This is a genomic window from Halomonas mongoliensis, assembly GCF_052496345.1.
The window spans coordinates 112,824-138,985 of record NZ_CP199288.1; the positions used below are offsets into that span (position 1 = coordinate 112,824).

Genomic DNA, 26,162 nt, shown 5'->3' on the forward strand with positions numbered 1-26,162 from the left:
CATGGATATTGCCCTGCTGCTCTCCACTATCGGTGATCAGTCACGCCCCGTCGGCGCCCCCGGCGGCAGAGACGGCCTCCCTTCCCAGGGGTTTGCCGATACCCTGGCGGGCCTGCAAGAACCCCTCGACGGCGAGGAGGCTCCCTCCCCGGCCCAGCTCAGCGGCACTGCCGGTGGCCCGCCCCTCCCGACGGCGCTGCGGCAGAACCTGGTCATTGCCGCCGGAGGTGATGCCCCCTCCCCCACCGCCGACGAGGGAGCCCTGGCCGACATCACCCGGCGGCTGCAGCTGATCGCCTCCGCGGGCGAAGGGGTGGCCGACCTGGCGGACGCCGCGGCCCTGGCCGAGGGGCGTCTTGATCTTCAGCCGCACCAGGCGCCGCTGACGCTCGATGCGCATCCCGATGTCCGCCCCGGTCTTGAGCTTGGCCCGCGGCCGGACGAACGCTCGCTTCAGGCCCCGCGCCTCGATGGGCGCCCTGATCGCCGGCCCGGCATGCAGACGGGCGAGCTTCCGTTCCCACCCCGCCTGCTCCGGACGGTCACTGCCGACGCCGTGCCGGGAGCCCCTGCCCAGGACACCGCCGCCATGGCGACGCCCCTGGCCATGGCCGCCGACGCCATTGGCCACCAGGGCCAGCGCGCCGAGCCGGCGGCTCCCTTCGGCCAGGAGACGCTCCGGGAGAGCGAAGCCAGGCAGGCCCTCCAGGAGCGCCGCGCCGCGCCTCAGGCCGCCGCGAGCCTGGAGCGCGCGCCCCTCGATCATGCCGCGCGCCAGGCCGTGACCGCGGCCTCCGGCCCCCAAGCCGACACGCCCCTGCCTACCGGCGAGCCACGGGGCGAACCGCGCCCGGAGGGGGTCGCGCACCTGACCGCCCAGGGCGCAGCCGGCAGTACCGCTGCGACAGCCGGCACGGCCTCGGCGGCCAGCGCCTCCCAGGCCAGCCTGGCCGCTCCGCTGACCAGCCCGGCCTGGCCGGCCCAGCTGGGCCAGCAGATGGTGCTGCTCGGCCAGCGGGGCGGCGAGCAGCGTGCCGAGCTGCACCTCAACCCGGCAGAGCTGGGCCCGCTGACCATCTCCCTCAAGGTCAGCGAGCAGGGCGCTCAGGCCCAGTTCCTCTCGGCCCACGCCTCGGTCCGCCAGGCCGTGGAACAGGCGATCCCGCAGCTTCGCGAGGCCCTGGCCGAGCAGGGGATCAGCCTGGGGGAGGCCTCCGTCGGCGAGCAGCGTCAGCAGGGCCAGGAGCAGCGCCAGGCGTTCGCAGGTGGCGCCCCCCCCAGCAGCTCCGCCTCGGACAGTGCGGAGATAGAGAGCCTCATCCCCGTTCCTGCTCCAGATGGACAGCTGATCGAGGCTGGCCGGGTCGACCTCTACGCCTGATCGGGTTCGCCCCCCAGCCATGGCCCGAGCATCACCCTGCTGCCGGGCCAAATAGCCGAGAAAGGCCCTTAACCCGGGCCTGTTTTCACCATGGGCCCGGCCGCATCACGGGCATACTGGATAGCATGGCACTCGACTCTTTAGCGCTCGGCGCCCAGAGGTAGCAAGGCAATGGCAAAAACCGGTGGTGGCTCAAGCAAGCTGCTGTGGCTGATGGCAATTCTGGTTGTCGTCTCGCTCTCGGCAGCGGGGGCGACGCTCTACATGATGATGGGTAAGGGCGAGCACCACGCCTCACAGGCCCAGGCCGCACCCGAGCGTCGCGCGCCTATCTTCGTGAAGATCGACCCCTTCACCGTGAACCTGGCCGACGACGTCTACGGCAGCCGCCTGCTTTACACCGGAATCTCTCTCAAGGTCGGCGACCATGAGACCAGAGACATCCTGAAGGAGCACATGCCGCAGGTCAGAAGCCGGCTGCTGCTGCTCTTCTCGGGACAGCAGGCGAGTGAGCTGTCCCAGCCCGATGGCAAGGTTCAGCTGGCGGCAAAGGTCATGGCCACGCTTCACGAGCCAATGACGGAGCACCAGCCAGACCTCGACATAGAAGCCGTACTCTTTACCGAATTCATCGTTCAATAAGCGGATCGAGCCCCATGTCACAAGACGATCTGCTCTCGCAGGAAGAGATCGACGCCCTGCTCAAGGGGGTCAGCGGCGAGGAGGATGCCGGCCCTGCCAGCGGTGCCCATGATGCCCGGATCCGCCCCTACGACCCAGCCACCCAGCACAGGGTCATTCGCGAACGCCTGCATGCCCTCGACATCATCAACGAGCGCTTTGCCAGGCATTTCCGCATGGGGCTCTTCAACCTGCTTCGTCGCAGCGCCGACATCACCGTGGACTCTGTGCGCTACCTGAGCTATAGCGAGTTCTCTCGCAACGTGCCGGTGCCGACCAATATCAATATGATCGCCATGAAACCCCTGCGCGGCTCGGCGCTGATCGTCTTTCCACCGGCACTGGTCTTCATGGTGGTAGACAACCTCTTCGGCGGCGACGGGCGCTTCCTGACCCGCTCCGAGGGCCGCGAGTTCACCAATACCGAACAGCGCATCATCATGCGCCTGCTGCATCTGGCCATCGACGCCTACGCCGAATCCTGGAAGTCGGTCTACCCGCTGGAGATCAGCTACCTGCGCTCGGAAATGCAGTCAAAGTTCGCCAATATCACCAACTCTCCCAACGAGATCGTGGTCAACACCTCGTTCAACATCGAGGTAGGCAGCCTGTCGAGCAAGTTCCAGATCTGCATGCCCTACGCCATGATCGAACCCCTCCGGGACCTGCTCTCCAATCCGCTCAACGACAGCACTCATGACGATGGCACCTGGAAGCGGCGCATGGCGGGTGAAATCCGGCACTCCGAGGTAGAGCTGGTCGCCGATTTCGCCACCATCCCTACCCGTATCGCCCACGTCATGGCCCTCAAGGAGGGCGATATTCTGCCCCTCGAGCTTCCCGAAACGGTGACCGCTCGCGTGGACGGCGTCCCCGTCATGGAGTGCGAGTATGGAAGCCAGCATGCACAACGCGCGCTGCGGGTGCTGAGGATGATCGACCACGCCCCGAGCAGCGCCTCGCCCGACACCTTCGTCAAGGGGTCGGCGCCGCCATCCAAGGAATCGAAGAATGACTGATCCCAAGAAACCCGATCAGCCCATCGGCGACGACGACTGGGCCAGCGCCATGGCCGAGCAGGAGGGAGGCAACGCCCCCTCTGCTGCCGATGACGACCCCTGGGCCGAGGCGATGGCCGAGCAGGCCGCCGCCGAGGCGGATAGCGCGGCTGCCGAACCCCCTCCCACCCCGGCCCCGGCCAGGGCCGCCGGCGACAGCGTCTTTCGCCCGCTGGAACAGGGCGGCGGCTCTCGCGGCGCCCGTGACCTGGAAATGATCATGGACATTCCGGTCAAGCTCGCCGTGGAGCTGGGCCGGACCCGGATCACCATCAAGCAGCTCCTGGAACTTGCCCAGGGCTCGGTCATCGAGCTCGACGGCCTGGCCGGCGAGCCCATGGACATCCTGATCAACGGCTATCTCATCGCCCAGGGCGAAGTCGTGGTGGTGGAGGACAGGTACGGCATTCGCATCACCGAGATCATCACCCCCTCCGAGCGGGTCCAGAAGCTGAACAAATGAGCGATACTCCCGTCAGCGAGACTACCGCCAGTAGCCTGGAGGCGGTCAGCCTGGGTGGCGATGCCCTGGTCGGCATGGCCACCCTTGGCAAGACCGCCGCCGCCCTGGCGCTGGTACTGGCGATCATCTTCGTGGCCAGCGCCCTGCTCAAGCGGCTGCAGCTGCACCGCCAGCCCACCGGCGGCCGCCTGCGCGTGATAAGCGCCGCGGCCGTGGGCCCCCGTGAGCGGGTGGTGATCGTTCAAGTAGAGGAGCGCTGGCTGGTGCTCGGTGTGGGTGGCGGCCAGGTCAACAAGCTCCACGAGATGGCGGCACCGCCGCAGGAGTCAGGCGCGCCCCCGTCGGGCGCAGGCTTCGAGCCAGGCGACAGCTTCGCGACCCGCTTCGCCAAGGCGCTCAGGCACAATGCCGGTCTCAAGGAGCGAGCCGGCGTGGGGCGAGGCAAATCGTGAAGCGCGCGCTCTTCCTGCTGATCGGCGCCGCCCTGCTGCTGCTCCTGCCGGTAGCGGCCGCGGCCCAGCAGCTGCCGGGGATCATCAGCCAGCCCCTGGAGGATGGCGGCCAGCAGTGGTCGATCCAGCTGCAGACGCTGCTGCTGCTCAGCGCCATGGCCTTCCTGCCGGCCATGCTGCTGATGATGACCGGTTTCACCCGCATCATCATCGTGCTTGGCCTGCTGCGCACCGCCATGGGCACCCAGGCCACTCCCCCCAACCAGGTGCTGCTGGGGCTGGCGCTGTTCCTGACCTTCTTCGTGATGGCCCCGGTCTTTCAGCTGGTCTACGACACCGCCTGGGTGCCGCTCTCCGCCGAAGAGATCAACTTCGAGGAGTTCCTGGTCCTCGCCCAGGAGCCCTTTCGCGAGTTCATGCTGGCCCAGACCCGGGAGCCCGACCTGGCCCTGTTCGCTCGGCTCGCCGATGTGGGACCCATGCAGGGCCCCGAGGACGTGCCGCTCAGAATCCTGGTACCCGCTTTCGTGACCAGCGAGCTCAAGACCGCCTTCCAGATCGGCTTCATGGTCTTTATTCCCTTCCTGATCATCGACCTGGTGGTGGCCAGCACCCTGATGTCACTGGGCATGATGATGGTGCCGCCGATCACCATCTCGCTGCCCTTCAAGCTGATGCTCTTCGTGCTGGTGGATGGCTGGCAGCTGATCGTGGGCTCACTGGCCCAGAGCTTCTATATCTAGCGCCCTCATATCTAGCGTCCACCGGGGCGCGAGGAGAGAACGATGACACCGGAAATGGTGATGGGCCTGGCCTACCAGGGCATGAAGGTCACCCTCTTCCTGGCCGGCCCCCTGCTGATCACCGCCCTGCTGACGGGCCTCACGGTCAGCCTCTTTCAGGCCGCCACCCAGATCAACGAGATGACCCTGTCGTTCATCCCCAAGATTCTCGGGGTCTTTCTGGTGCTGATTCTGGCCGGTCCCTGGCTGCTCAAGCTGATCACCGACTTCACCCGGGAGCTGTTTCTCAATATCCCCATGATGGTGTCCTAAGGCCGGCATGGTAGAGGTGACCTTCGCCCAGCTGCAGGCGTGGATCCTGGCCTTCCTGTGGCCCTTTGCGCGAATTACCGCCTTCCTGGCCGCCTCCCCCCTCTGGGGACACTCCAGCGTACCCAACCAGGCCAAGGTGGGGCTGGCGGCGCTGGTCGCCATGGTCATCGCGCCAACGATTGCGCTGCCCGACGTGCCGCTGGTCTCCTGGGCGGGCTTCGGCATCATGGTCGAGCAGATGCTGATCGGCATCGCCATCGGCCTGGTCATGCACGTCACCTTCGCGGTGGTGCAGGCCACCGGCGAATTTATCGGCCTGCAGATGGGCCTGGCGTTTGCCACCTTCTTCGATCCGAGCAGCGGCACCAACATGGTGGTCCTCTCACGCTACCTCTACATGATCACGCTGCTGATGTTCCTGGCCTTCAATGGGCATCTCATCGTGCTGGAGATTCTCGCCACCAGCTTCGATACCCTGCCCCTGGGCCTCGGCGGCTTCAACGCCGGCGGTTTCGAGATGCTGGCCCGCTATGGGGGCACCATCTTCATGTCCGGCATGCTGCTGGCCCTGCCGCTGGTGGGCTCACTCTTGATCATCAACCTCTCGATGGGCATCCTCAACCGCTCGGCGCCCCAGCTGACGGTGTTCAATATCGGCTTTCCCACCTCGCTGACCGTGGGCCTGGCGCTGATGACCGTGCTGATGACCGATATCGGGCGCTTCCTGCAGGGGCTCTTTGCCAATGCCCTGGGCTTTATGCAGGAGCTGCTGGATACCCTTGCCCCGCTGGCCTAACTCAGGCCATAAAAAGGCCCGGACGGTGGTGCGTCCGGGCAAGGGGATCACCGGGCAACGAGAGTGGCGTCGCCCGGATCAGGGAAATCTCAGGTTCAGCGCAGATAGTCGAACAGTGACAGCCCCTGGACATCGACATAAGCACGCTGGGCGGCCTGGAGCCCTACCTGGCGCAGGCTGTATTCCGTGATCGCCTCCGCATAGTCGAGGTCGACCAGCTGGGAGAGCGTCTGCTGATAGCTGAGCATGCGGTTGCCGGCCACGGTATCGATGGCGTCGAGCTCGTTGAGCCGCGCTCCCATGGAGGCGCGCACGGTCAGCACATTGTCGAAGCTGGCATCGACATCCCGCATGGCTTGCCTGAGGCTCTCATGGTCGACCTGCTGGCCTTCGGCCTCCAGGACCCCGATGGCTGTCTGCAGGGTGTCGAAGATATCACCGAAAATGGCGTCACCCGGGTCCGATACCGGCATCTCACGAAAGCCGTCGACGCGCTGCACCCGGACATTGCTGTCGCCCTCATAGGTGATAGCGTCGCCGTCGCGCTCGAACGGCGGCGCGTTATCCTGGAAGCCGCCAAACAGATAGCGCCCGTTGCCATCGGTGGTATTGGCCTGGCCCAGCAGTCCTTCGCGCAGGCCGCGCAGCTCGGCGGCCACCGACTGGCGATCCGCGGGGCTCAGGGTGTCACTCGAGGCCTGGACCAGCAGCGTCTTGGCGCGAATCAGGCTGTCGCTGACGCTGTTGAGGACGCTCTCCCCCTGACTCAGGCTGTTGCGCACGCTGACCCGGGCGGTGCTGAACTGCTCCACGGAGGAGATGGACTGACCAACCGAAACGGCGCGGGAGGCCGCCAGGGGGTCATCGGAGGGGTTGACCACCCGGCGCCCCGAGGCGATCTGCTGCCCCACCTTCAGAAACTCGCCCTGCTGGCGATTGAGGGAGTTGAGGCTCTGCTCGAACATGGTCACGGTGCTGATACGCATGGCTTATTCTCTCCAGACTCAGTTACGCAACCCGAGCAGGGTGTCGAAGAGGGTCGAGGCGGTGTCGATCACCCGGGCATTGGCCGCATAGAACTGCTGGAAGCGCAGCAGGTTGGCCGCTTCCTCGTCCAGGTTGACCCCGGACTCCGACTGCTGGACCGCCCGCAGCTGGTCGGTAATGCCCTGGCGCGCCTCGAGGTTGGCCTGCACGACCGACGTGCGATTGCCGACCTCGTTGACAATGCCCGAATAGGCCTGGGTCAGGCTGGCGTTGCCGCCCACGATGGGTTCGTCCTGGAGGCGCTGCATCTGCAGGGCGATGCGATTGTCGCCGCTGCCTCCGTCGGGCTCACCGGCGACGATCCTGTCGAGGTCACTGATCAGGTTGTTGAACTCACCGGCCGCATGGCGCACCGGCCGCACCTCGAAGCGGTCACCGCTGCCCGGCACCTGGCTGAAACCTAGGGTGACGCCACCGAAGCTGAGGGTATTGCCATCACTCAGCTGACCCGAGCTGCGCTGCCCGTTCGCCTTGTTGATGATCTCCACCGCACCGTTGGCACCGAAGCGCAGGGTATAGTCGGCGGCGCGCAGCTGGTCGATATTATCCACGTCGATCTCGGCCGTCGCCGTGGCACCCGAGCGATTGCCGGTATAGGCATTGACCCTGGGTGAAGGCACCGAGAAGAGGGGCTCGCCGGGATCACCGTTGAGGTCCTCCCCTTCGCCCTGCAGCCGGTTGACGGCGACACCCAGGGAGACGGTCAGCTGCCCCAGCTGGTTCTGCACCCTGTCCAGGGCCTCGCTGCGAAAGGCCATCAGGCCACCCACGGTGCCGCCACGAATGGCCGTTTCCGGCAGCGGCTGCGTCTTCCCGCCAGGCCCGCCATAGCCGATCACTTCGCGCTGAGGGTCGTTGGGCGACCTGACGACCTCGAGGGCATAGGCCTTCTGACCGTTCACCAGCGGCTGGCCGTCCGGCAATGTCACGCTGTAGCTGCGACCATCCTGCACGCTCAGCCGCACGTCCATGTGCTCGCTCAGCTTGGCCACCAGGTGGTCGCGCTGGTTGAGCAGCCCGTTGGGTATCTCGCCGGTACGCCCCCGCACCAGGGCAATCTCGCGGTTGAGGTCGGCAACCTGCCCGGTCAGGGTGTTGATCTGGGAGACCTCATCACGCAGCTGGCCGTTGACGCCCTGCTGCATATCGGAGAGGTAGCCATCGAAGGAGCGGAACTGAGAGGTCAGCATATCCGCCGCCCCCAGCAGCCCCTGGCGGGTTGCCGGATCGGAAGGCGCACCGGTGAGATCCTGCACCGCAGCAAAGAAGTTCTGCATCAGCGGCGCCAGTCCGGCATCACCGTCGGCCAGCAGGTTGTCGATCTGGCTGAGCTGGCCCTCGTAGGCGGCCAGCGCCCTGGACTGGCTGGTGGCCGCGTTGAGCTGGCCGGACACGAACTGGTCGAACTGCCGCTGTGTCTCGTTGACCTGAACGCCGCCATTTCCCTTCGCTTCGCCGAGGAGGGTAACCTCCCGATTGTAGCCGGGCGTGTAGACGTTGCTGATGTTCTTGCTGGTCGTCGTCAGGGCGCTCTGGGCCACGTTGAGGCCGCTGATGCCGATGTTGAAGATGCTCATGGTGTCGTGTCCTTGAACCTACTCGTTCGTCTATCGGCAGCGGCGCCAACATCTTGAGTCAAACTTGTCATGGCGTTTTGGGCAGCGGCGAGCCGGCCGCCCGACAATCTCGATCAATAGCGCAGGAACACCAGGTCATCTGGCCGTTGGCCGGCAGCGCTGGCGAGCGTCCTTTCGGCGCCCTCCAGGGTGCCCATCACAGCGATCAGCTTGTCGGCATAGGCAGGGTCAGTGGCATAGCCCCCCGACTGCAGGGCCCGCGCCGCCTGCTCCGGCGTAGCGGCCGACGCCACGCCGGCGTAGCGCGGGTTCTCGCCGATCAGGCGGGCATAGTCGGTGAACGCCTCCTCGAAGGAGTCATAGACCCGAAAGCTGTCGGTCACCCGGGTGCGCCGGCCGTCGAGGTACTCATGGGTGACCACCTCGGTGGTAGGGCCCTGCCAGCGGCTGCCCGCCTTGATGCCGAAGAGGTTATGGCTGTTGCGTCCGTCGGCGGTGGCGATTTCATGGCGCCCCCAGCCGGTCTCCAGGGCGGCCTGGGCCAGGATCAGCTCGGCGGGGACCCCGGTGCGCTGGCTGGCCGCCGCGGCCGGAGACGCCAGCTTGTTCAGGAAGGCCTGGACGTGATCCGGCGCGCTGCCGGCGCGCTCCCTGGCGGGCGCGGGCGCTACCGCGGCGGCCTCCCCGACGGGGGGAGCTGCCGGCACGGTCGTCTCGGCGGCAGAGCGTGCGGCCTCGATACGCGCCATGAAGTCCACCGACTCTGTCTGCAGGGCCTCCAGGAAGTGGCTGGGCGCCGCCGTCACGGACTCCTCCGGGGGGCGGCGAGGCGCAGGGGCAGGCTCTCGCTCGGGGTCGCCCTCGATCAGCGCATCTCGTAGCGGCCGCGGCGTGCCCCGGGGAATGCCGGCGATCAGCTCGTCCACCGCGCTACCGCGCTGCGATTCGGAGGAGACCACACCGCTGCGCTCCAGCTGGGCCACCAGCTTGTCGGCAAGGCCAATGCCCCGCGTCGCCATCACCTGAGACCACTGCTGGTCCAGCATCGACTGGTACATCTCGGTGGCCTGGCTCTCCATCAGGTCGCTCTGCGGGATGGTGTCGCGCATGCTCTTGAGCATCATTTGAATGAACAGCGCCTCGAACTGTTCGGCGGCACCGCGCACCCCCTCTTCAGGATTGTGCCGGGCGCTGTACCTGAGACGGTTGAGGCCCTGCACGTCAAGGGCAAACTGCCCGCTCGCGTCTGGCAAGCTCATCAGAGTATCTCCAGGTCGGCGCGCAGCGAGCCTGCCGCCTTGAGCGCTTCCAGGATCGCCATCAGGTCCTGGGGCGTGGCCCCCAGCGCATTGAGGGCGTTGACCACATCGACCAGGTCGGCGCCTTCCACCACCTGCAGATAGGCATCCTGCTGCTCGATCTCGATATCGGTTTCGGGAATCACCACGGTCTCACCCGGGCTGAAGGGAGGCGGCTGGCTAACCGCGAAGCGGGTATCGATCACGATGGAGAGGTTACCGTGGGCCACCGCGGCATGACGCAGGGTCACCGCACTGTTCATCACCACCGAGCCCGTACGGGAGTTGAGCACCACCTTGGCCGGTGCTTCGGTAGGCGTTACGCGAATGTTCTCCACCTGAGCCATGAAGTTGACCCTTGAGTTGTCGTTCATCGGCCCGTCGAGTGCAATCACCCGGCCATTGCGCGCGGAGGCCACCGGGCGACCGAACTCCTGGTTGATGGCAGTGACCACACGCTGAGCGGTCCCGAAATCCGCCTGCTTGAGCTCCAACTCCAGCAGGCCGCCGTTAGCCCCGAGGTCCAGCGGCACCTCACGCTCCACCATGGCACCGCCGGCGATGCGCCCGCCGGCCTGCTGGTTGATCTGCACGGCGCTGCCACCCCCCTCGGCGCCAGCGCCTACCACCAGGACATTGCCCTGGGCGATGGCGTAGGTCTCGCCATCGGCACCTTTCAGCGGCGTCATCAGCAGCGTGCCGCCGCGCAGGCTACGGGCGTTGCCCACCGAGGAGACGTTGATATCGATGCGCTGGCCCGGGCGGGAAAAGGGCGGCAGGTCGGCAGTGATCATGACCGCCGCCACGTTGCGCAGCTGCATGTTGGTGCCGGGCGGCACGCTGATGCCAAGCTCCGAGAGCATGTTGGTCAGGCTCTGGCCGGTAAAGGGCGCCTGCATGGTCTGGTCGCCGGTACCATCGAGGCCCACTACCAGGCCGTAGCCCACCAGAACGTTATCGCGCACGCCGGCAAAGCTGGCCAGCTCGCGGATGCGCTCCGCCTGGGCGGGCATGGCAAGCACCAGCAGGGCCGCCAGCAGCAGCAGGCTGGCAAGGGGGTGAAAGGCACGGCTCGGCTTGGCAGTCATCGAAACCCTCTCAGAACGGCGAGATATTGAGGAAGAAGCGCTGCAGCCAGCCCATATGCTGCGCCTCGCTGATATAGCCGTTGCCCACGTACTCGATGCGTGCATCGGCCACCGCCGTGGAGGGCACGGTGTTCTGGCCGGTAATGGTTCGGGGATTGATCACGCCGGAGAAACGAATGAATTCGACCCCCTGATTGATGCCGATCTGCTTCTCGCCGCGCACCCGCAGATTGCCATTGTGCATCACCTCGAGCACCGACACCGTGATGGTGCCGGTCATGCTGTTGCTGGCCTGGGAACCACCGCCACCGGCGAAGTCGCTGTTGCCGGACAGGCTGCCAGACAGGTCGACGCCCTGCTCGGCCAGTCGCTCCAGCACATCAGGCAGCGCCGAGAGGTCGAGTCCCGCCGAACCGCTGCGGTTCATATTGGACTGGGAGTTCTTGCTGGCGCTGACCTGTTCGTCCAGCACGATGGTGAGGATGTCGCCCACCATGCGGGGGCGGCGATCCTCGAACAGCGGCCGGGAACCACGATGGGCCTGGTAGATGGAGCCGTTGGCCATGGGAGACGGGGGTTCGGTGATATTGATCTTCTCCTGCTCGCCCACCACCGAGGCCCTCGGCACCTGGGCACAGCCCCCCATGGCCAGCAGCAACAGCGCCAGCCCCACCCATCCCGTTTGACGCAGCATGCGGAAAACCATCTTTTCTCCTCCTGGCCCGCGGCTTTACAGCTGGGCCAGGCGGGCCAGCATCTCGTCGCTGGTCTGAATCGCTCGGCTGTTGACCTCATAGGCACGCTGGGTCTGGATCATGCTGACCATCTCCTCCACCACGTTGACGTTGGAGGCCTCCACATAGCCCTGGTAGAGCCGCCCCGCACCGTTCATCCCCGGCATGGTTTCATTAGCCGGCCCGGAAGAGGTGGTCTCCAGATAGAGATTGCCGCCCACGCTCTCGAGTCCGGTGGGGTTGATGAAGGTCGCAAGATTGACCTGCCCCACCTCCAGGGACTGGGTCATGCCCGGCTGAGTCACCGACACCACGCCGTCCTCGCCGATGGTGACCGACAGGGCGTTGACGGGAATGATGATACCGGGCTCCAGGGGGTAGCCGTTGGCGGTGACCATCTGACCATTCTCGTTGAGCTGAAAGCTGCCATCCCGCGTATAGGCGGTCGTGCCGTCGGGCATCAGCACCTGGAAGAAGCCCAGCCCGCTGATGGCCAGATCCCGCGAGTTCTCGGTGCGCTCCAGGTTGCCCTGGGTGTGCAGCCGCTCGGTGGCCACCGGACGCACCCCGGTACCCACCTGCATCCCGGAGGGCAGACGGTCCTGGATGTTGTTCTGAGCCCCTGGCTGGCGCAGGTTCTGATAGAGCAGGTCCTCGAACACCGCCCGGCTGCGCTTGAAGCCGTTGGTGCTGACGTTGGCCAGGTTGTTGGAGATCACGTCCAGCTTGACCTGCTGGGACTCGAGACCGGTCTTGGCGGTCCAGAGTGACTTAATCATTGACCCTCTCCTGCAGGGGCTACGCCCTGGCAAAATATGGAATTACCCCTGAATGGACAGCAGGCTGTTGGCACGCTTAGCGTTCTCATCGGCGGTGCTGATCACCTTCATCTGCATGTCGTAGCGGCGCGCCACGTCGATCATCGACACCATGGCCTCCACCGGACTGACGTTGCTGCCCTCCAGAACGCCGCTGACCAGGCGAACCCCCTCCGCCTGGGGCAGCACGGGAACCACGCCCTCTTCGTTGGCTGGCGCACGGAACAGGCCATCGTCGCCGCGCTGGAGAGCGCCATTACCGGCCTCGACCAGCTTGATGCGGCCGGCCTCTACCAGGGCCTCGGGGCCCTGCCCCGGGGCGATGGCGCTGAGAGTGCCGTCGGCGCCTATCGACACCTGCGCCTCCAGCGGCAGGATGATGGGCCCCCCCTCCCCCATGACCGGCCTGCCGATCACGGTCAGCATGCCGGCGGCATCGATCTGCAGGTCTCCGCGGCGGGTATAGGCCTCGGTACCATCCGGGGCCTGCACGGCGATCCAGCCGCGCTCATCCACGGCGATATCGAGGGGACGCTCGGTGCTCATCAGCGGCCCGGGCGTGAAGTCAGCCCCCGGCGTCGAAGCCACGACCGAGGCGCGGGTGGCGTGGGCCGCCTCGCCCTGCACCGGCACGGCGCGCATGGCGTGCAGCTGGGCGCGAAACCCTGGGGTATCGACATTGGCCAGGTTATGGCTGACCACCTCCTGCTGCTTGAGGCTCTGGCTGGCACCGCTCATGGCGGTATAGAGGATACGGTCCATGGACTATCCGTGGCGGTGCTGCCGCCCTCTCCTCGAAGGAATGGCGGCAACGGGGCTATGGGCAAAACCTTACAGGTTGATCACGGTCTGCAGCAGCTCGTCACGGGTGCCGATGGAGCTGGAGTTGGCCTGATAGGCACGCTGGGCAACGATCATATTGACCAGCTCCCGGGCCAGGTCGACGTTGGAGTTCTCCAGCACGCCGGACGCTATGGTGCCGAACATGCCGGTACCGGCGATGCCCAGCACCGGCTCGCCGGACTCGTTGGTGGCGCGCCAGCCGTTATCACCGTCGGGCTGCAGCCCCTCCATGTTGGCGAAGGTGGCCAGCACGATCTGCCCCGCCTCACGGCTCTGTTCGTTGGTATAGTTGCGCACCACAGTACCATCGTCCTGCACCTCGATACCCACCAGGGTCCCGGAGGTATAGCCGTTCTGTGTCAGCGAGTTCTGCACCGAATTGTTATTGAACTGGGTGGAACCCAGCAGATCGAAGTTAAATTCGAGGTCATCGGCACCACCAGGGATTTCCACAAAGGCGAGAGCCGCTGCTGACGTTGGCGCGGTGAAGATCTCCGTCCCCTCCTGGTCGAGCATCACGACCGCATCGACTTCTCCCTGGTTATTCTGGGTCAGCTGCCCATTGGCATCGAAGCGGAGTTCAAAGGCGTTGGCACCCCAGTTCGCCACCCGGTTGAAGTCGTACTCCTCATTTTCGCCAAGCTGGGGATTCTGATCCACGAGTGCAAAGTCTTCAATTTGCCCATCGAGTGCGACGTGAGCCTGCCAGGTATTGTCATCTACCTTGCGGAAGTAGGTGGTGATGACCCGCTCATTGCCCAGGGAGTCGTAGGTTGTAAAGCTGCTGGCGAAGTGATAGGGGACCTCCTGGGTGACGGGCTCGCCGCCATCATTCAGCTCACCGTTGGTCACCGTGGCCCGCTGCAGCAGTGAGGCGTCGGTGGGATCGATGCTGGCATCGAAGTTGAAGGTGGCACTGGCTTCGGTGGTGGCATTGGCGGGAATATCGTTCCCCGGAATGCGAATCGCCTGGGGCGCACCGCCGGCAATCACCTCGGAGAAGGGATCATTGGCATCGGAGAGGCCGTAGCCGGTCAGGCGCATGCCGTTGGCGTTGACCAGAAAGCCATTGGCGTCCTGGCTGAACTGGCCGTTGCGGGAGAAGACGATCTCGCCGGTAGGCTTCTGCAGGCGATAGAAACCGTCGCCGGCCACCGCCAGGTCCAGGTTGCGCCCGGTATTTTCCAGGTCCCCCGCGGTAAAGTCCTGACGTACCGCGGCGATGCTGGTACCCAGACCCACCCGACTGCTGGCGCCGGCAAAGACGTCGGCAAAGCTCGCCTTGCTGCTCTTGAAGCCGACGGTCTGGGAGTTGGCGATGTTGTTGCTGATGATCTTGAGGTTTTCGTCCTGAGCGGACAGACCGCTCAACGCCTGTGAAAAGCCCATCTTCGTTGTTCCCCTGAGAAGTTACAGAATCTGTCGAATGTCGTTGAGCGCGACCTGCCCGTGGATGGCGCCCAGATCCAGCCGAATCTCGCCATTGCGGTCGCTGGGCGTCACCGCATTGACCATGGCGTAGTGGAGCGACTTCACGTTGACGCTGTTGCCGGCGTCATCGCTTGCCTGGAAGGCGACACGATAGCTGCCCGGCATGGCGGTTTCTCCGCTGTCGGTGACGCCGTCCCAGGCGAAGGACTCCACGCCGGCCCGCAGCGCCCCGAGCTCGACGCGGCGAACCACCTGGCCGCTGGCGCTGGTGATCGTCGCCGTGACATTGTCGGCCGGTCGCGCCAGCTCGATGCCGAAGGGGGTGGTGTGCGCCTTGCCCTGCTCGTCCTGCTCGAGCAGGACTCGATCACCCGGCACCATGACCCCCTGACCGATCAGGCCGCTCGCCTGCAGCGCCTTGCCTGCCTCCATCTGAGCGGTGATGCCCTGCAGGGTCTCATTCAACTGCTCCACCCCGCTGACGGTGCTGATCTGCGCCAGCTGACTGGTCATCTCATGGTTTTCCATGGGGTTGAGCGGGTCCTGATTCTGCAGCTGAGTGGTCAACAGGGTCAGGAAGTTCTCGCGCAGCTCGTCGGACTGCCGCTTGGTCATGGTGGCACCGCCACCGTTGATCGCATTGAGCACGTTATTGCCGATGGGCGTGGTCATGGGATCAGCCCTCCCCCAGGGTCAGGGTCTTGAGCATCATCTGCTTGCTGGTGTTCATCACTTCGACGTTGGCCTGGTAGGAGCGCGAGGCGGAGATCATGTTGACCATTTCATGCACCGGGTCGACGTTGGGCATGGTCACGTAGCCCTCGTCATTGGCCAGGGGATGCTCGGGACGGTACTCCAGCCGCATGGGCGTCGGGTCCTCCACCACCTGCCCCACCCCCACGCCGCCGATGCCGTGGGCCTGGCTGGCCCGGCTCTCGAAGAGCACCTGCTTGGCGCGATAGGCTTCACCGTTTGGCCCCGCGACGCTGTCGGCATTGGCCAGGTTGCTGGCGGTGACGTTCATGCGCTTTGACTGGGCACTCATGGCCGAGCCGGCAATATCGAACACGGAAAACATCGACATGGGGAAAGCTCCTTACGCGCTCAATGATTATTCGGGCTGCATGGCGCTCTTGAGGCCCTGGATACGACTGTTCAGGATGGTCAGCGCCGCCTGATAACGCACCGAGTTGTCGGCAAAGGCAGTCCGCTCGCGATCCATGTCCACGGTGTTGCCATCCAGGCTGGGCTGTTCGGGGACTCGGTAGAGCAGCCCATGCTGGGCGCCGGGCGCTCCCTGGCCGGCCATGTGCCGCTCGGAAGTACGCGCAAGCGCAAGGCCCTGGCCGTTGGCCCCGCCCTTGCCCACGGCCTTCTTCAGCTCCGCGGCAAAGTCCATGTCCCGGGCCTTGTAGCCTGGCGTATCGGCGTTGGCGATATTGCTCGCCAGCACCTTGTGGCGCTGCTGGCGCAGGCCAAGCGCCTGCTGGTGATAATGGAAGGCGGCCTCGAGCTGGTCGATCATCCCGGCGCATCCTCGGCAAAGGAAATTGGTTCAGGGTGGAGAATAGCGACACCGCACGCACCCCAAAGCCCCAAACAGCCGATGCTTACAGAGCCATTTCCGCCAATGCCCGCCACCTGGCCGCCCTAGAATGGCCAGAGCCCCTCCCACCCCATGAGTGCTGCCATGCTCTCCCCGCGCACCCTGCCATCCCGACTCCTGCTGCTCAGCACCTGGCTGCTGGCGGCACCCGCCATGGCCGCCAGCGACCTTCACGAAGAGCTCCTCCACCGGGTCCAGGCCTTCCTCTATGAACAGGCGGAGGCGGACGAGGTGGTGATAGAGGTGAGCCCTCCCTCGGCACACCTACCGCGCTGCGAACACCCCGAGCCGTTCCTGCCGCGCTCGGGCGCCCCCGCAGTGGGAAGGGTGTCGGTAGGGGTTCGCTGCGGCGCGGGAGGCCACCAGGTACGCTACCTTCAGGCGCAGATCGGCGTGATCGCGAGCTACCCGGTGGCAGCGGTCGACCTCGCTCCCGGCAGCGTGCTGACCGAAGCCCACCTTGAGCTTAGGCATGGCAACCTGGCAGAGCTGCCCCGGCAGGCGGTGCGCGATGCTACTGAGCTCATAGGCCAACAGGCCCGCCGCAGCATACGCGCGGGCTCACCGCTGCAAGCCCAGTTCTTTCAGGCCAGGGCCGTAGTGGAACGCGGCCAAGCGGTGGTTGTCGAAGCGGGAGGCTCGAGCTTTCGGGTAACCCGAGAAGGCGAGGCCCTGGAGCCCGGCGCCCTCGGGGAGAGCATTAGAGTGCGCTTCGGCCAGCGGGAGATCATCCGAGCCCGCGTGATTGGTAATGGACGCCTGGCCATAGACATCTAGCCAGGGCTTCGCTAGCCTCTCGGGGATCCGGGCCGCCATCAAGGGGAGCGCCTTGAGGCAGCAGCGTGTCCACTGCCCTAAAGTCTGTCGACACCCTGCCGATATCAGGTGCAAGCACACCTGAACCGCATCCGGTCAAGAGGCAACCATCTTGAAAATCGACAATCACAATCCGCTGATCCGCACCGGCCAGGCGAGCCACCGGGACGATATCCCCAAGGCCAAGGGCACAGGCCAGCAGCCCGCTGCCAGCGATGCCGGCCCCTCGGCCAGGACGCATCTCAGCCATGACGCCGCCAATACCAGCCAGGACATCGACACGGTTCGCGTCGAGGCGATTCGCGAAGCCATTCGCGAGGGGCGGCTCGACATTCACGCCGATCGCATCGCCGATGGGCTGATCGAGAGCGTGAAAGAGCTGCTGGGGAATTCGAAGGCATGAGCCTGGCGCGCCTGCTCTCCGACCAGAACTCACGGCTCGGGAAGCTGAAGCGTCTTCTCGAGGAGGAGCTTCAGCTGCTTACCCCAAGCCAGATCGACGGCGACGCCCTCACCAGGGTCGCTCAGCAGAAACGGTCGCTGCTCGACGAAGTCGAACGCATGGAGGTGCTCCGCCGACAGGTGCAGACGCGCCTGGGTTACGCCGCCGGACTGGAGGGCGCTAGGGCCGCTGCCGAAGAAGCCGGCTGCCTGGCATCGTGGGAGGCCTGCCTGAGCGCCACAGAGCGCACCGCGCGCCTGAACGACCTGGTAGGCGAAGTGCTCGAGATGCGCACCTTGCACAATCAGAAGATGCTGGCATTCATTCGCCAGATCGCCGAGAAGACGCTCTACGACCCCTCTGGCCGCGCCAGCCGGCAATCCGGAAGAATCAGCACCTCGGCATAACTCATCGTTATACCTGTGGCTGCCCCTCCTCCCAGCGCCCCAGCAGCTCCTCGACACCCAGAGGCGGGCACAGATAGTGCCCCTGCAGCCCTGCGACGCCAAGCCGACTGACCAGAGCGTACTGGCTCCCGGACTCGACCCCCGCGGCAACGATGGTTAATCCCAGCTCGTGAAGCCCTGCAATCAGGCCACGAGCGCCCTGCTGCACCAGCCGACTCCGCTCCATTTCAGCCACGAACGCCGGCGCCAGCTTGGCACCACGCACGCCCAGAGCCGCCAGGGCAACCAGCGAGACAGGGCCACTCTCCAGCCCATCTGCCACCAGGGTAATACCCTGCCGCTGCAGCCGCTTCAGCAGGTGTCGAGGCTGTTCGGCGAGCGCGCTGAACGCGGCCGCCGGAACCTCCAGGCAGAGCCCCGCCAAGGCCGGGGAGTATCGCTTGAGAAACTGATCCAGCGGGAAGCCATCGAACACATTCTGATCGAGGGTTTCCAGCGTCAGCTTCACGCTCAGCGGAAGCCCTCCCAGCGCCAGGCCAGTCCTCTGCCAGGCAGCCTTGATCTCCAGGGCCTGTGACAACACCCAGCGATCCAATGTCACCTGCGCCCCCAGCTCCTGGATAGCGGACAGCAGCTCACCGTGCTCCGTCACACCATGCCCCGGTCGCGGCCAGCGAACCAGCGCCTCTATTCCGATCCAGCGCCCCGTCTCGACATCGCACTGCGGCTGAAACACCAGATGGAAATGAGCGTCAGGAAACAGCAGCGCTTCCTGAAGCTGCTCCAGAACCGCTGCCTGTGCTTCGACCTCCCTGCGAACCTGCAGATCACGGAAGGCATGAGAGCCCGGCCCGAGGCACCTGGACGTCTTCAACGCCACCCCTGCCGACTCCATCAGCTCATCGACATCCTCAGCGTCTTCCGGATAGCGGGCAATCCCGATGGTGAGCGTCACCAGGGCGCTGCCTCCCCCCTGCTGGAAGGGCGCGTCCATCGCTTCCTCCAGGCGCAGGGCCACACCATGCAGCGCCTGGGCGGTTAACGGCTGCTCGATAAGCACGCCCCAGCTCCCCTCATCCAGCCGTGCCAGGCTATCCTCTTCGCGCAGCACCCGCCTGAGCCGCCGGCTCACCTGCTCCAGCAACTGCCAACGCTGCCAGCGCACCAGCCCGGCAGGCCGCGGAGGCAGATTCAGTTCCACCAGCATGATGGCAAACGAGTGCTCGTGGCGTTCGGCACGGACCAGGGCGTGCTCCAGCCGATCCCTGAACAGGGCCGGCGAACCCAGCCCGGTCAGGGCATCCCGGCTGACACCCCCTCCTGAGACCATCCTCCGCGGCATCAGCGTCAATAGACGGATGCCATCCTCCTCCAAAGCCGTCACAGAGAGCAGCAGCTCACCGCTCTCTGCCTGGGGGTCCCGCGAGTAAACCTCATACCACCCTTCCCGAACCAACTGCGAGGCGCTACACGAAAGCGCGGAGCCGATCGGCAACAGCCTCGCGATCTCGATATCATGCAGCGGCTGCTCGGAGGACAGCCCCATGAGGTCGCGGAAGCTGGCATTGGCCGTCAGCAGCCTGTCATCGGCGTCAAGGGTGGCAAGCCCGAACCGAGCGCCTTCAAAGGCAAGGGAGGCAAGTGCCGCAGGGTGGTGTCCCACTCCGGACATTGAAGGCCGGCTTCCCGAAGGAGGGCCGAGTTGGTCGATGGCCATGGCGCGCTCTCATGTTCGCCTCGGGCGAGGAGTGAAGTGCACTGAGGATTTCCTTAAGTATATATCGCCCTGAACAGGATAATCTTGACTACTTTCTGCTCATATAGCGTCCAAGGAGCGCCGGTCGCTCAACGCTATGCGGCGAACGCCGCACTGCCGCCGCGCCCATCAGGAGCATCTCGGCAAGGGCACCCCGCTGAGCGTCATCATCTGCGATATCGACCACTTCAAGCAGGTCAATGACCGCCATGGCCATCTGAGTGGAGATCGCGTCATCCAGGAGGTCGCCGGCCTGATCGCAAGGCAGCTCCGCGCCGGCGACCCGGCCATACGCTGGGGAGGCGAGGAGTTCCTGGTCGTGGTGCAAGCGAGCAGCGGCGTGGCCATGGGTCTGGCTGAGCGTCTCCGGAGTGCTGTGGAGCACTTCCATGACCCCGAGGTTGGGCAGGTGACGCTCTCGCTGGGGGTCGCCGAGATTCTATCGGGGGAATCTATCGAGCAGCTGCTGGGCCGTGCCGATGGCGCTCTCTATCGCGCCAAGCGCAGCGGGCGCAACTGCACCATCTCGGCGGCGGGAAACTAGGCACGGCCTACCAACACCGCCACGCCTCGGCGAAGGCTCGGGCACGCTCATCATCATCGGGAGATTCTCCGGGAGCCAGGTCGAGGAGCTCCCGCTCGGCAGCCTGGCGCAGCAGTCGCGCCACAGGCGCTTGTGCATCGCCGTCGCCATCCAAGGCGCGGATCAACTCGGCGATCTCACCGGAAGAGGTAGTCAGGTCCCCCAGGAAACGCTCGATATAGCCGATCACCCGCTCCTTTTAGAGCAGGAAGGCATCGGCATCGCTGCCCTGCCCCTCCAGGGTGCGATTCAGACCGGTCATGAAGGCACGGGCATTCTCGGCCAGGTCGGCGAAGACACCGGCCAGGTCGCGCAGCAGCAGCTGGCTCTCGGTGGCCGAGGGCGACTCGCTCTGTGCCAGGGCCAGCAGGGCGCACAGACGGGTGCGGATATCCTCCAGCGCCACGCTCTGCAGGGCACCGCGCCGCCCCAGCTCCTGCTCGAAGGTGGCCAGGGCCGCCTCCACGGCCTCGCCCTGGCGGGTAATCTGATAGACGTAGAGGGCGCGATAGTAGTCCTCGACGCTGGTCACCCGAGCATTGTCGCGCTCGGCATCCAGGTTGCCCCAAGCCACCAGCTGGGTCAGGGCGGACTGCACGGTGGCCAGTTCCGGCTCGCCGATCTGGTGCTGGACATCCTCCGGGCGCAGATGCACCAGGAAGTGCGACTTCGCCTCCACGAAGGCGCGCATCACCCGGCGATAGAGCTCAGCCTTCTCGGCAGTGACATAGCTGAAGGGGGCGTAGTCCAAGCGGGCTCCCTATTCATCGATGGGTTCCAGGGCCTGCGCCAGCAGGGAGCGCTTGCGCGGCAGCAGGCTCACCTCCAGCCCCAGGGGCCGGAAGACACGGCTCTTCAGCTCCAGGGTGACATTGCCCTTGTCGCCCTCCAGGTCGGACAGGGTGCGACGGCTGATACCGACCAACTCGGAATAACGAGTCTGGGAGAGGCCCAGCACGTCCCGGCGGAGGGAGCGTAACAGCCGGCCGTCGGTCAGCTCGCCGGCATAGTAGCGCTGGAGCAGCAGCACCAGCGCCGCTTCACGATCATCGATACTGCGTGGTTTCACAACAACTCCCAGCGCTTGAGGCGCGTGCCAAGCGACCTTAATCCTACCGACGGCATCTCCAGGATTCGAGAGGGAACGCCGCGCAAGGCCAGACGCTCATCGAGCCCCTCGAGATCGCCTGCCAGCTGCTTGAGCGCCGACATCAGCTGTTCGGGTTCCACGAGGTCCGACAGGGATTCTGCGATAGAGAACCAGTCATATTCGCCCCCGGCTTCAAGCGGCGGGCCCCACTGGGTCGTTCGCGTGACACCCTCGGGATCAGCACGCATCGGGGCGAAATCGTAGACCGGTGAGAGCCAGATTCCCTCGGGGCGCTTCAGCAGCGCCGCATTGCGGCCGTGGTTATCGGAGTTGCCAAACGCGATGTTGAGCAGATCGCGCCGCACCCACTCGATGACGAAGGCCTGGGTATCGAAGGCCTCGCCCCCTTCGCGGACCCGGTACTGCGCCTGGAGCAGCGCCACCAAGCGACGCAGGGTCTCACCGTGGCGAAGGAAGGTGCCGGGCGCCGCCCCCATCAGGGAGTAGACGGATTCCAGGCCGTAGCGCATCCAGGCTCCGTCGCGGTAGTGCATATCGAAGCGTGGAAGCCACAGCGAGGGATATCGTTCGCCCTCGATCAGGCGCATGGCGCCTGTCTCGATACTGTCGATGCCAAGAGCTGCGAGCTCCTGATAGTAGTGGTACTCAGCACGCAGGATATCGCAGTCATCGGCACTGCGGCTGCCGCGGGGAAACTTCACCAGCATCGGCAGGTCCGGACAGTTAACATCTTCCTGCCAGGTATCGATCCAGACCTGATCGTTCTCCGTAAGCCTGAGCAGCAGCTTGGGGGCCTCGCCACCGGCACCGGTCGCCCCGCCGCTGGCCGCCCCCATCTGCTGGGCATACTCCAGAAAGTCGACATCCCGCTCCACCACACTCTGCACCGGAAAGCGTCGTTCGCCGAGAGCATCTCTCAGGCGATCGCCGGGGACTGCCTCCTTGATACGCAGGTTGCCCACCGGTGCTATGGTGCCTCGAGCCAGCAGCTCCGCGTCCTGGCGGCCCGCCGAAAGACCATGAATGCCGAGATAGTCTACCCAGAAGCGACGACTCGCCCCTGCCGGCATGATGTCCTCCAGGAAGCCGAACCAGCGCGGAGACTCATGCGTCAGCATCAGCTCCACAGGCAGCGCCAGACTGGCGGCATGCCGATCGTCGCGAAACATCCATTCGACGGCATAGTCGGTTTCATATCGAAGCCGGGAAACGCCAAAGCTCCCGCGCTCCGGATCCGGTATCGAGATCTCGGCGGCATCATGCCAGACCCGGTCAAAGTGGATCTGCAGCATCAGGTTCATGACACCCCCTTGCGCATTATAATGCTCATAAATGTCAGCTTGGCACGCACTATGAGCAGTATAGCGCACACTGTTTAAGGAATTTAGATTTCTTGAGCATTGTACTGCTCACGCCTTACTTCCCCCATACCAAGACGCCCGCCCCTCCTTGCGGCGGGCCGGGCGTCCGGGCGCTGTAGATCGCAAAGGTGTCTCAGCCTTGCGGCTTCTCGAAGACCCAGGTGGTGCCTTCCCGGGAGTCCTTGAGGATGATGCCGAGCCCAGCCAGCTCGTCGCGGATGGCGTCGGCGGCGGCGAAGTCCTTGGCCTGCTTGGCCGCGGCGCGCTCGGCGATCTTCACCTGGATCTCCTCCTCGGTAAGCGGCAGACCGGAGGCGCCCGCCTTGAGGAAGGTGGCCGGGTCCTGCTGCAGCAGGCCCAGGATGCCGCCCAGACGCCGGAGCTCGGCGGCCAGCGCCGGGGCCTCGCCGGGCGCCTCCTTCTTCGCCCGGTTGAGCTCCCGGGCCAGGTCAAAGAGCACCGAAAGCGCCTCGGGGGTGTTGAAGTCGTCGTCCATGGCGGCGGTAAAGCGCGCCTCGAACTCGGGCGCCACCGCCCCTGTTGCCGGCTCGCCCGCTTCCTGAGCCTGCTCTTCAAGCGCCAGCCCCTCAAGAGCGAGCCCTTCAAGAGAATTGTAGAAGCGCTCCAGGGACTTGCGGGCCTCGGCCAGGGAGTCCGGCGAGTAGTTGATGGCGCTGCGGTAGTGGCTCGCCACCAGCAGGTAGCGCACCACCTCCGGGTCGTGATGCTCGAGAACCTCGCGGATGGTGAAGAAGTTGCCCAGGGACTTGGACATCTTCTCCTGGTTCACCCGCACCGCCCCGGCGTGCATCCAGGTGTTGACGAAGGTGGTGCCGTTGGCCGCCTCGGACTGGGCGATCTCGTTCTCGTGGTGGGGGAAGGTCAGATCCGGCCCGCCGCCGTGGATATCGAAGGTGTCGCCCAGGCAGCATTTGGACATGGCCGAGCACTCGATGTGCCAGCCGGGACGCCCCTCGCCCCAGGGCGAGGGCCAGCTCGCCTCGCCGGGCTTGGCCGCCTTCCAGAGCACGAAGTCCAGCGGGTCCTCCTTGTGCTCGTCCACCTCGACCCGGGCGCCGGAGCGCATCTCGTCGAGATCGCGGTTGTTGAGCTTGCCGTAGCCTTCGAACTTGCGCACTCGATAGTAGACGTCGCCGTTGTCCGCCGCATAGGCGTAGCCCTTGCCGATCAGGGTCTCGACCATACTGATGATGTCATCGATATGGCGGGTGGCCCTGGGCTCCTGGTCCGGCGGCAGCACCGAGAGGCGCGCCTCGTCCTCGTGCATCGCCTCGATCATGCGCTCGGTGAGCGACGAGATGGTCTCGCCGTTCTCGTCGGCCCGGCGCAGGATCTTGTCGTCGATATCGGTGACGTTGCGCACATAGGTGACGTCATAGCCGCGATGGCGCAGATAGCGGGTGATGACGTCGAAGGCCACCATCACCCGGGCATGACCCAGGTGGCAGTAGTCGTAGACGGTCATGCCGCACACGTACATGCGTACCTTGCCCGGCTCGATGGGCGTGAAGACCTCCTTGCGGCGGGTCAGGGTATTGTAGATCTGCAGCGCGTTGCTCACGGTCACCCCTTCTTTTGAATCTTTGCCCAGCTGTCCTTGAGGCCCACGGTGCGGTTGAACACCAGCTTGCCGTCGCGGCAGGCGTGGCGGTCGGCGCAGAAGTAGCCCACCCGCTCGAACTGGAAGCGGCTCTCGGGGTCGACCTCGGCGAGGCTCGGCTCGCCGATGGCCTGGCAGACCACCAGGGACTCGGGGTTGAGGTGATCGAGGAAGTCGGCGTCGCGGTCGCGGTCCGGCTGCTCCACGGTGAAGAGGTTGTCGTAGAGGCGCACCTCCATGGGCACGCCGTGCGCGGCGCTGACCCAGTGGATCACCCCCTTCACCTTGCGCCCTTCGGGGTTCTTGCCCAGGGTGTCGAAGTCCACGGAGCAGCGCAGCTCGCTGATCTCGCCGGCCGCGTTCTTGACCACCTCGTCGCAGCGGATCACGTAGCTGTTGCGCAGGCGCACTTCCTTGCCCGGCGCCAGGCGGAAGAACTTCTTGGGCGGCTCCTCCATGAAGTCGTCCTGGTCGATATAGAGCTCCCGGGTAAAGGGAATGCTACGCACGCCTAGGTCGTCCCGGGCCGGGTGGCCGGGCACCTCATAGACCTCCTCATGGCCCTCGGGGACGTTGGTCAGCACCACCTTCAGCGGCTTGAGCACCGCCATGGCCCGGGGCGCGTTGTCCTCGAGGTCGGCGCGGATGGCGTGGTAGAGCATGGCGATATCCACCAGGCCGCCGTCGGCGCGGGTCACGCCGATCATCTCGCAGAACTTGCGGATGGAGGCCGGCGTATAGCCGCGGCGGCGCATGCCGGAGATGGTGGGCAGGCGCGGGTCATCCCAGCCGTCGACGATGCCCTCGTCCACCAGCAGCTTGAGCTTGCGCTTGGAGGTCAGGGTGTAGTTGAGGTTGAGCCGGGCGAACTCGATCTGGCGGGGCGTCGCCGGCACCGGCAGGTTCTCCAGGAACCACTCGTAGAGCGGGCGGTGATCCTCGAACTCCAGGGTGCAGATGGAGTGGGTGATCCCCTCGAGGGCGTCCGACTGGCCGTGGGTGAAGTCGTAGGAGGGGTAGATCTTCCACTTGTCGCCGGTCTGGTGGTGATGGGCGTGGCGCACGCGGTAGAGGATGGGGTCGCGCAGGTTGATATTGGGCGACGCCATGTCGATCTTGGCCCGCAGCACCTTCTCGCCCTCGGCGACCTCCCCTGTGCGCATGCGCTCGAGCAGCTCGAGGTTCTCCTCCACGCTGCGCTCCCGGTAGGGGCTGGGGCGGCCCGGCTCGGTCAGGGTGCCGCGGTACTCGCGGATCTCGTCCGGCGAGAGGTCGTCGACGTAGGCCTTGCCCTCGCGGATCAGGTGCTGAGCCCAAGCGTAGAGCTGGTCGAAGTAGTCGGAGGCGAAGCGCACGGGGCCCGCCCACTCGAAGCCCAGCCAGCTGACGTCCTCCTTGATGGCGTCGATGTAGGCCTGCTCCTCCTTGGCCGGGTTGGTGTCATCGAAGCGCAGGTGACAGTCACCACCGAACTGCTCGGCCAGCCCGAAGTTGAGACAGATCGACTTGGCGTGGCCGATATGCAGGAAGCCGTTAGGCTCCGGCGGGAAGCGGGTCACGATCTTGCCGGTGCGACCGGCCTCGATCTCGTCGCGAATCTGGTTGCGAATGAAATTCGGCGCGCTGGTGGTGTCGGTGGTCATGGTTGGGCAAACAACCTCTGGTTGAAGGTGCGGGCGCTCACTTCGCGCCTCGAGGCAAAACCGGTATTATAGCGCCACGTCCATGGGCAACGCC

At 65.4% G+C, this 26,162-nt stretch carries 28 protein-coding genes and 1 pseudogene; 12 read left to right on the plus strand and 17 right to left on the minus strand.

Features of this window, described 5'->3' with window-relative positions:
* The first annotated feature begins 1 nt into the window (after position 1).
* The 8 genes from ACRYRV_RS00515 (at position 2) to fliR (ending at position 5,886) form a co-directional block, all read left to right on the plus strand.
* On the plus strand, positions 2 to 1,381 hold the full coding sequence (locus tag ACRYRV_RS00515) for a flagellar hook-length control protein FliK (RefSeq protein ID WP_444984300.1): 1,380 nt from the start codon (positions 2 to 4) through the stop codon (positions 1,379 to 1,381).
* Between the two features lie 171 nt (positions 1,382 to 1,552).
* Complete coding sequence (fliL, locus tag ACRYRV_RS00520) at positions 1,553 to 2,023, plus strand: flagellar basal body-associated protein FliL (protein WP_309636972.1); 471 nt, start codon at positions 1,553 to 1,555, stop codon at positions 2,021 to 2,023.
* Positions 2,024 to 2,037: 14 nt separating this feature from the next.
* A complete protein-coding gene (gene fliM / locus ACRYRV_RS00525; RefSeq protein WP_444984299.1) occupies positions 2,038 to 3,081 on the plus strand; it encodes a flagellar motor switch protein FliM in 1,044 nt (347 codons plus the stop codon).
* Complete coding sequence (gene fliN / locus ACRYRV_RS00530; protein WP_444984298.1) at positions 3,074 to 3,583, plus strand: flagellar motor switch protein FliN; 510 nt, start codon at positions 3,074 to 3,076, stop codon at positions 3,581 to 3,583. Before fliM ends, fliN begins: the two co-directional genes overlap by 8 nt.
* Positions 3,580 to 4,035, plus strand: a complete 456-nt coding sequence (gene fliO / locus ACRYRV_RS00535; protein ID WP_444984297.1) for a flagellar biosynthetic protein FliO — start codon at positions 3,580 to 3,582, stop codon at positions 4,033 to 4,035. Before fliN ends, fliO begins: the two co-directional genes overlap by 4 nt.
* 14 nt (positions 4,036 to 4,049) lie before the next feature.
* Positions 4,050 to 4,778, plus strand: a complete 729-nt coding sequence (gene fliP / locus ACRYRV_RS00540) for a flagellar type III secretion system pore protein FliP (protein WP_444986250.1) — start codon at positions 4,050 to 4,052, stop codon at positions 4,776 to 4,778.
* Positions 4,779 to 4,820: 42 nt separating this feature from the next.
* Complete coding sequence (gene fliQ, locus ACRYRV_RS00545; RefSeq protein ID WP_110069257.1) at positions 4,821 to 5,090, plus strand: flagellar biosynthesis protein FliQ; 270 nt, start codon at positions 4,821 to 4,823, stop codon at positions 5,088 to 5,090.
* Positions 5,091 to 5,097: 7 nt separating this feature from the next.
* The gene (gene fliR, locus ACRYRV_RS00550) at positions 5,098 to 5,886 is read left to right on the plus strand and encodes a flagellar biosynthetic protein FliR (RefSeq protein WP_444984296.1); all 789 of its coding nucleotides are present in this window, start codon (positions 5,098 to 5,100) and stop codon (positions 5,884 to 5,886) included.
* A gap of 95 nt (positions 5,887 to 5,981) precedes the next feature.
* Here fliR and flgL read toward each other — a convergent pair whose 3' ends face one another.
* From flgL to flgB, 11 genes are all read right to left on the minus strand, one after another.
* Positions 5,982 to 6,872, minus strand: coding sequence for a flagellar hook-associated protein FlgL (gene flgL, locus ACRYRV_RS00555; protein WP_444984295.1), 891 nt, complete (start codon positions 6,870 to 6,872; stop codon positions 5,982 to 5,984).
* A gap of 18 nt (positions 6,873 to 6,890) precedes the next feature.
* A complete protein-coding gene (gene flgK, locus ACRYRV_RS00560; RefSeq protein ID WP_444984294.1) occupies positions 6,891 to 8,510 on the minus strand; it encodes a flagellar hook-associated protein FlgK in 1,620 nt (539 codons plus the stop codon).
* A 113-nt stretch (positions 8,511 to 8,623) separates the two neighbouring features.
* Positions 8,624 to 9,769, minus strand: a complete 1,146-nt coding sequence (gene flgJ, locus ACRYRV_RS00565) for a flagellar assembly peptidoglycan hydrolase FlgJ (protein WP_444984293.1) — start codon at positions 9,767 to 9,769, stop codon at positions 8,624 to 8,626.
* Entirely contained in the window at positions 9,769 to 10,821 is a 1,053-nt protein-coding gene (locus ACRYRV_RS00570) for a flagellar basal body P-ring protein FlgI (protein ID WP_444986248.1), read from the minus strand. Before ACRYRV_RS00570 ends, flgJ begins: the two co-directional genes overlap by 1 nt.
* Positions 10,822 to 10,906: 85 nt before the next feature.
* Entirely contained in the window at positions 10,907 to 11,602 is a 696-nt protein-coding gene (locus ACRYRV_RS00575; protein WP_444984292.1) for a flagellar basal body L-ring protein FlgH, read from the minus strand.
* Positions 11,603 to 11,626: 24 nt separating this feature from the next.
* Positions 11,627 to 12,409, minus strand: coding sequence for a flagellar basal-body rod protein FlgG (flgG, locus tag ACRYRV_RS00580; protein WP_309636983.1), 783 nt, complete (start codon positions 12,407 to 12,409; stop codon positions 11,627 to 11,629).
* Between the two features lie 42 nt (positions 12,410 to 12,451).
* Positions 12,452 to 13,210 carry a flagellar basal body rod protein FlgF gene (locus tag ACRYRV_RS00585; protein WP_444984291.1) on the minus strand — a complete coding sequence of 253 codons (759 nt, stop codon included), beginning with the start codon at positions 13,208 to 13,210 and terminating at the stop codon, positions 12,452 to 12,454.
* 69 nt (positions 13,211 to 13,279) lie between these two features.
* Positions 13,280 to 14,680 carry a flagellar hook protein FlgE gene (gene flgE / locus ACRYRV_RS00590; protein ID WP_309636985.1) on the minus strand — a complete coding sequence of 467 codons (1,401 nt, stop codon included), beginning with the start codon at positions 14,678 to 14,680 and terminating at the stop codon, positions 13,280 to 13,282.
* 21 nt (positions 14,681 to 14,701) lie between these two features.
* Entirely contained in the window at positions 14,702 to 15,394 is a 693-nt protein-coding gene (gene flgD / locus ACRYRV_RS00595; protein ID WP_309636986.1) for a flagellar hook assembly protein FlgD, read from the minus strand.
* A 4-nt stretch (positions 15,395 to 15,398) separates the two neighbouring features.
* Positions 15,399 to 15,806 (minus strand): flagellar basal body rod protein FlgC, encoded by a 408-nt coding sequence (gene flgC / locus ACRYRV_RS00600; RefSeq protein ID WP_309636987.1) that lies wholly within the window; start codon positions 15,804 to 15,806, stop codon positions 15,399 to 15,401.
* A gap of 27 nt (positions 15,807 to 15,833) precedes the next feature.
* Entirely contained in the window at positions 15,834 to 16,247 is a 414-nt protein-coding gene (flgB, locus tag ACRYRV_RS00605; RefSeq protein WP_309636988.1) for a flagellar basal body rod protein FlgB, read from the minus strand.
* 165 nt (positions 16,248 to 16,412) lie between these two features.
* Here flgB and flgA point away from each other — a divergent pair, with 165 nt between their 5' ends.
* The 3 genes from flgA to flgN all read left to right on the plus strand — a co-directional run bounded on the left by flgA (position 16,413) and on the right by flgN (position 17,993).
* Entirely contained in the window at positions 16,413 to 17,105 is a 693-nt protein-coding gene (gene flgA / locus ACRYRV_RS00610) for a flagellar basal body P-ring formation chaperone FlgA (protein WP_444984290.1), read from the plus strand.
* Positions 17,106 to 17,256: 151 nt separating this feature from the next.
* Positions 17,257 to 17,547, plus strand: a complete 291-nt coding sequence (flgM, locus tag ACRYRV_RS00615) for a flagellar biosynthesis anti-sigma factor FlgM (protein WP_309636990.1) — start codon at positions 17,257 to 17,259, stop codon at positions 17,545 to 17,547.
* Positions 17,544 to 17,993: a flagellar export chaperone FlgN gene (gene flgN / locus ACRYRV_RS00620; protein ID WP_444984289.1), complete on the plus strand. Its 450-nt coding sequence runs from the start codon at positions 17,544 to 17,546 to the stop codon at positions 17,991 to 17,993. The genes flgM and flgN overlap by 4 nt, the downstream gene beginning before the upstream one ends.
* Positions 17,994 to 18,000: 7 nt before the next feature.
* Here flgN and ACRYRV_RS00625 read toward each other — a convergent pair whose 3' ends face one another.
* A complete protein-coding gene (locus ACRYRV_RS00625; RefSeq protein ID WP_444984288.1) occupies positions 18,001 to 19,710 on the minus strand; it encodes an EAL domain-containing protein in 1,710 nt (569 codons plus the stop codon).
* A gap of 136 nt (positions 19,711 to 19,846) precedes the next feature.
* On the opposite strand from ACRYRV_RS00625, the gene ACRYRV_RS00630 reads away from it, so the two are divergent.
* Positions 19,847 to 20,293, plus strand: a complete 447-nt coding sequence (locus ACRYRV_RS00630) for a GGDEF domain-containing protein (protein WP_309636993.1) — start codon at positions 19,847 to 19,849, stop codon at positions 20,291 to 20,293.
* Between the two features lie 7 nt (positions 20,294 to 20,300).
* Here ACRYRV_RS00630 and ACRYRV_RS00635 read toward each other — a convergent pair.
* The 5 genes and pseudogenes from ACRYRV_RS00635 to ACRYRV_RS00655 all read right to left on the minus strand — a co-directional run bounded on the left by ACRYRV_RS00635 (position 20,301) and on the right by ACRYRV_RS00655 (position 26,068).
* Positions 20,301 to 21,083: pseudogene (locus ACRYRV_RS00635) on the minus strand (TIGR02677 family protein).
* Between the two features lie 9 nt (positions 21,084 to 21,092).
* A complete protein-coding gene (locus tag ACRYRV_RS00640) occupies positions 21,093 to 21,401 on the minus strand; it encodes a helix-turn-helix domain-containing protein (RefSeq protein ID WP_445005944.1) in 309 nt (102 codons plus the stop codon).
* The gene (locus ACRYRV_RS00645) at positions 21,398 to 22,744 is read right to left on the minus strand and encodes a type II toxin-antitoxin system HipA family toxin (RefSeq protein ID WP_444984287.1); all 1,347 of its coding nucleotides are present in this window, start codon (positions 22,742 to 22,744) and stop codon (positions 21,398 to 21,400) included. The genes ACRYRV_RS00640 and ACRYRV_RS00645 overlap by 4 nt, the downstream gene beginning before the upstream one ends.
* A gap of 193 nt (positions 22,745 to 22,937) precedes the next feature.
* Entirely contained in the window at positions 22,938 to 24,374 is a 1,437-nt protein-coding gene (cysS, locus tag ACRYRV_RS00650) for a cysteine--tRNA ligase (protein WP_444986246.1), read from the minus strand.
* Between the two features lie 14 nt (positions 24,375 to 24,388).
* Positions 24,389 to 26,068 (minus strand): glutamine--tRNA ligase/YqeY domain fusion protein, encoded by a 1,680-nt coding sequence (locus ACRYRV_RS00655; RefSeq protein WP_444984286.1) that lies wholly within the window; start codon positions 26,066 to 26,068, stop codon positions 24,389 to 24,391.
* Positions 26,069 to 26,162 lie beyond the last annotated feature (94 nt).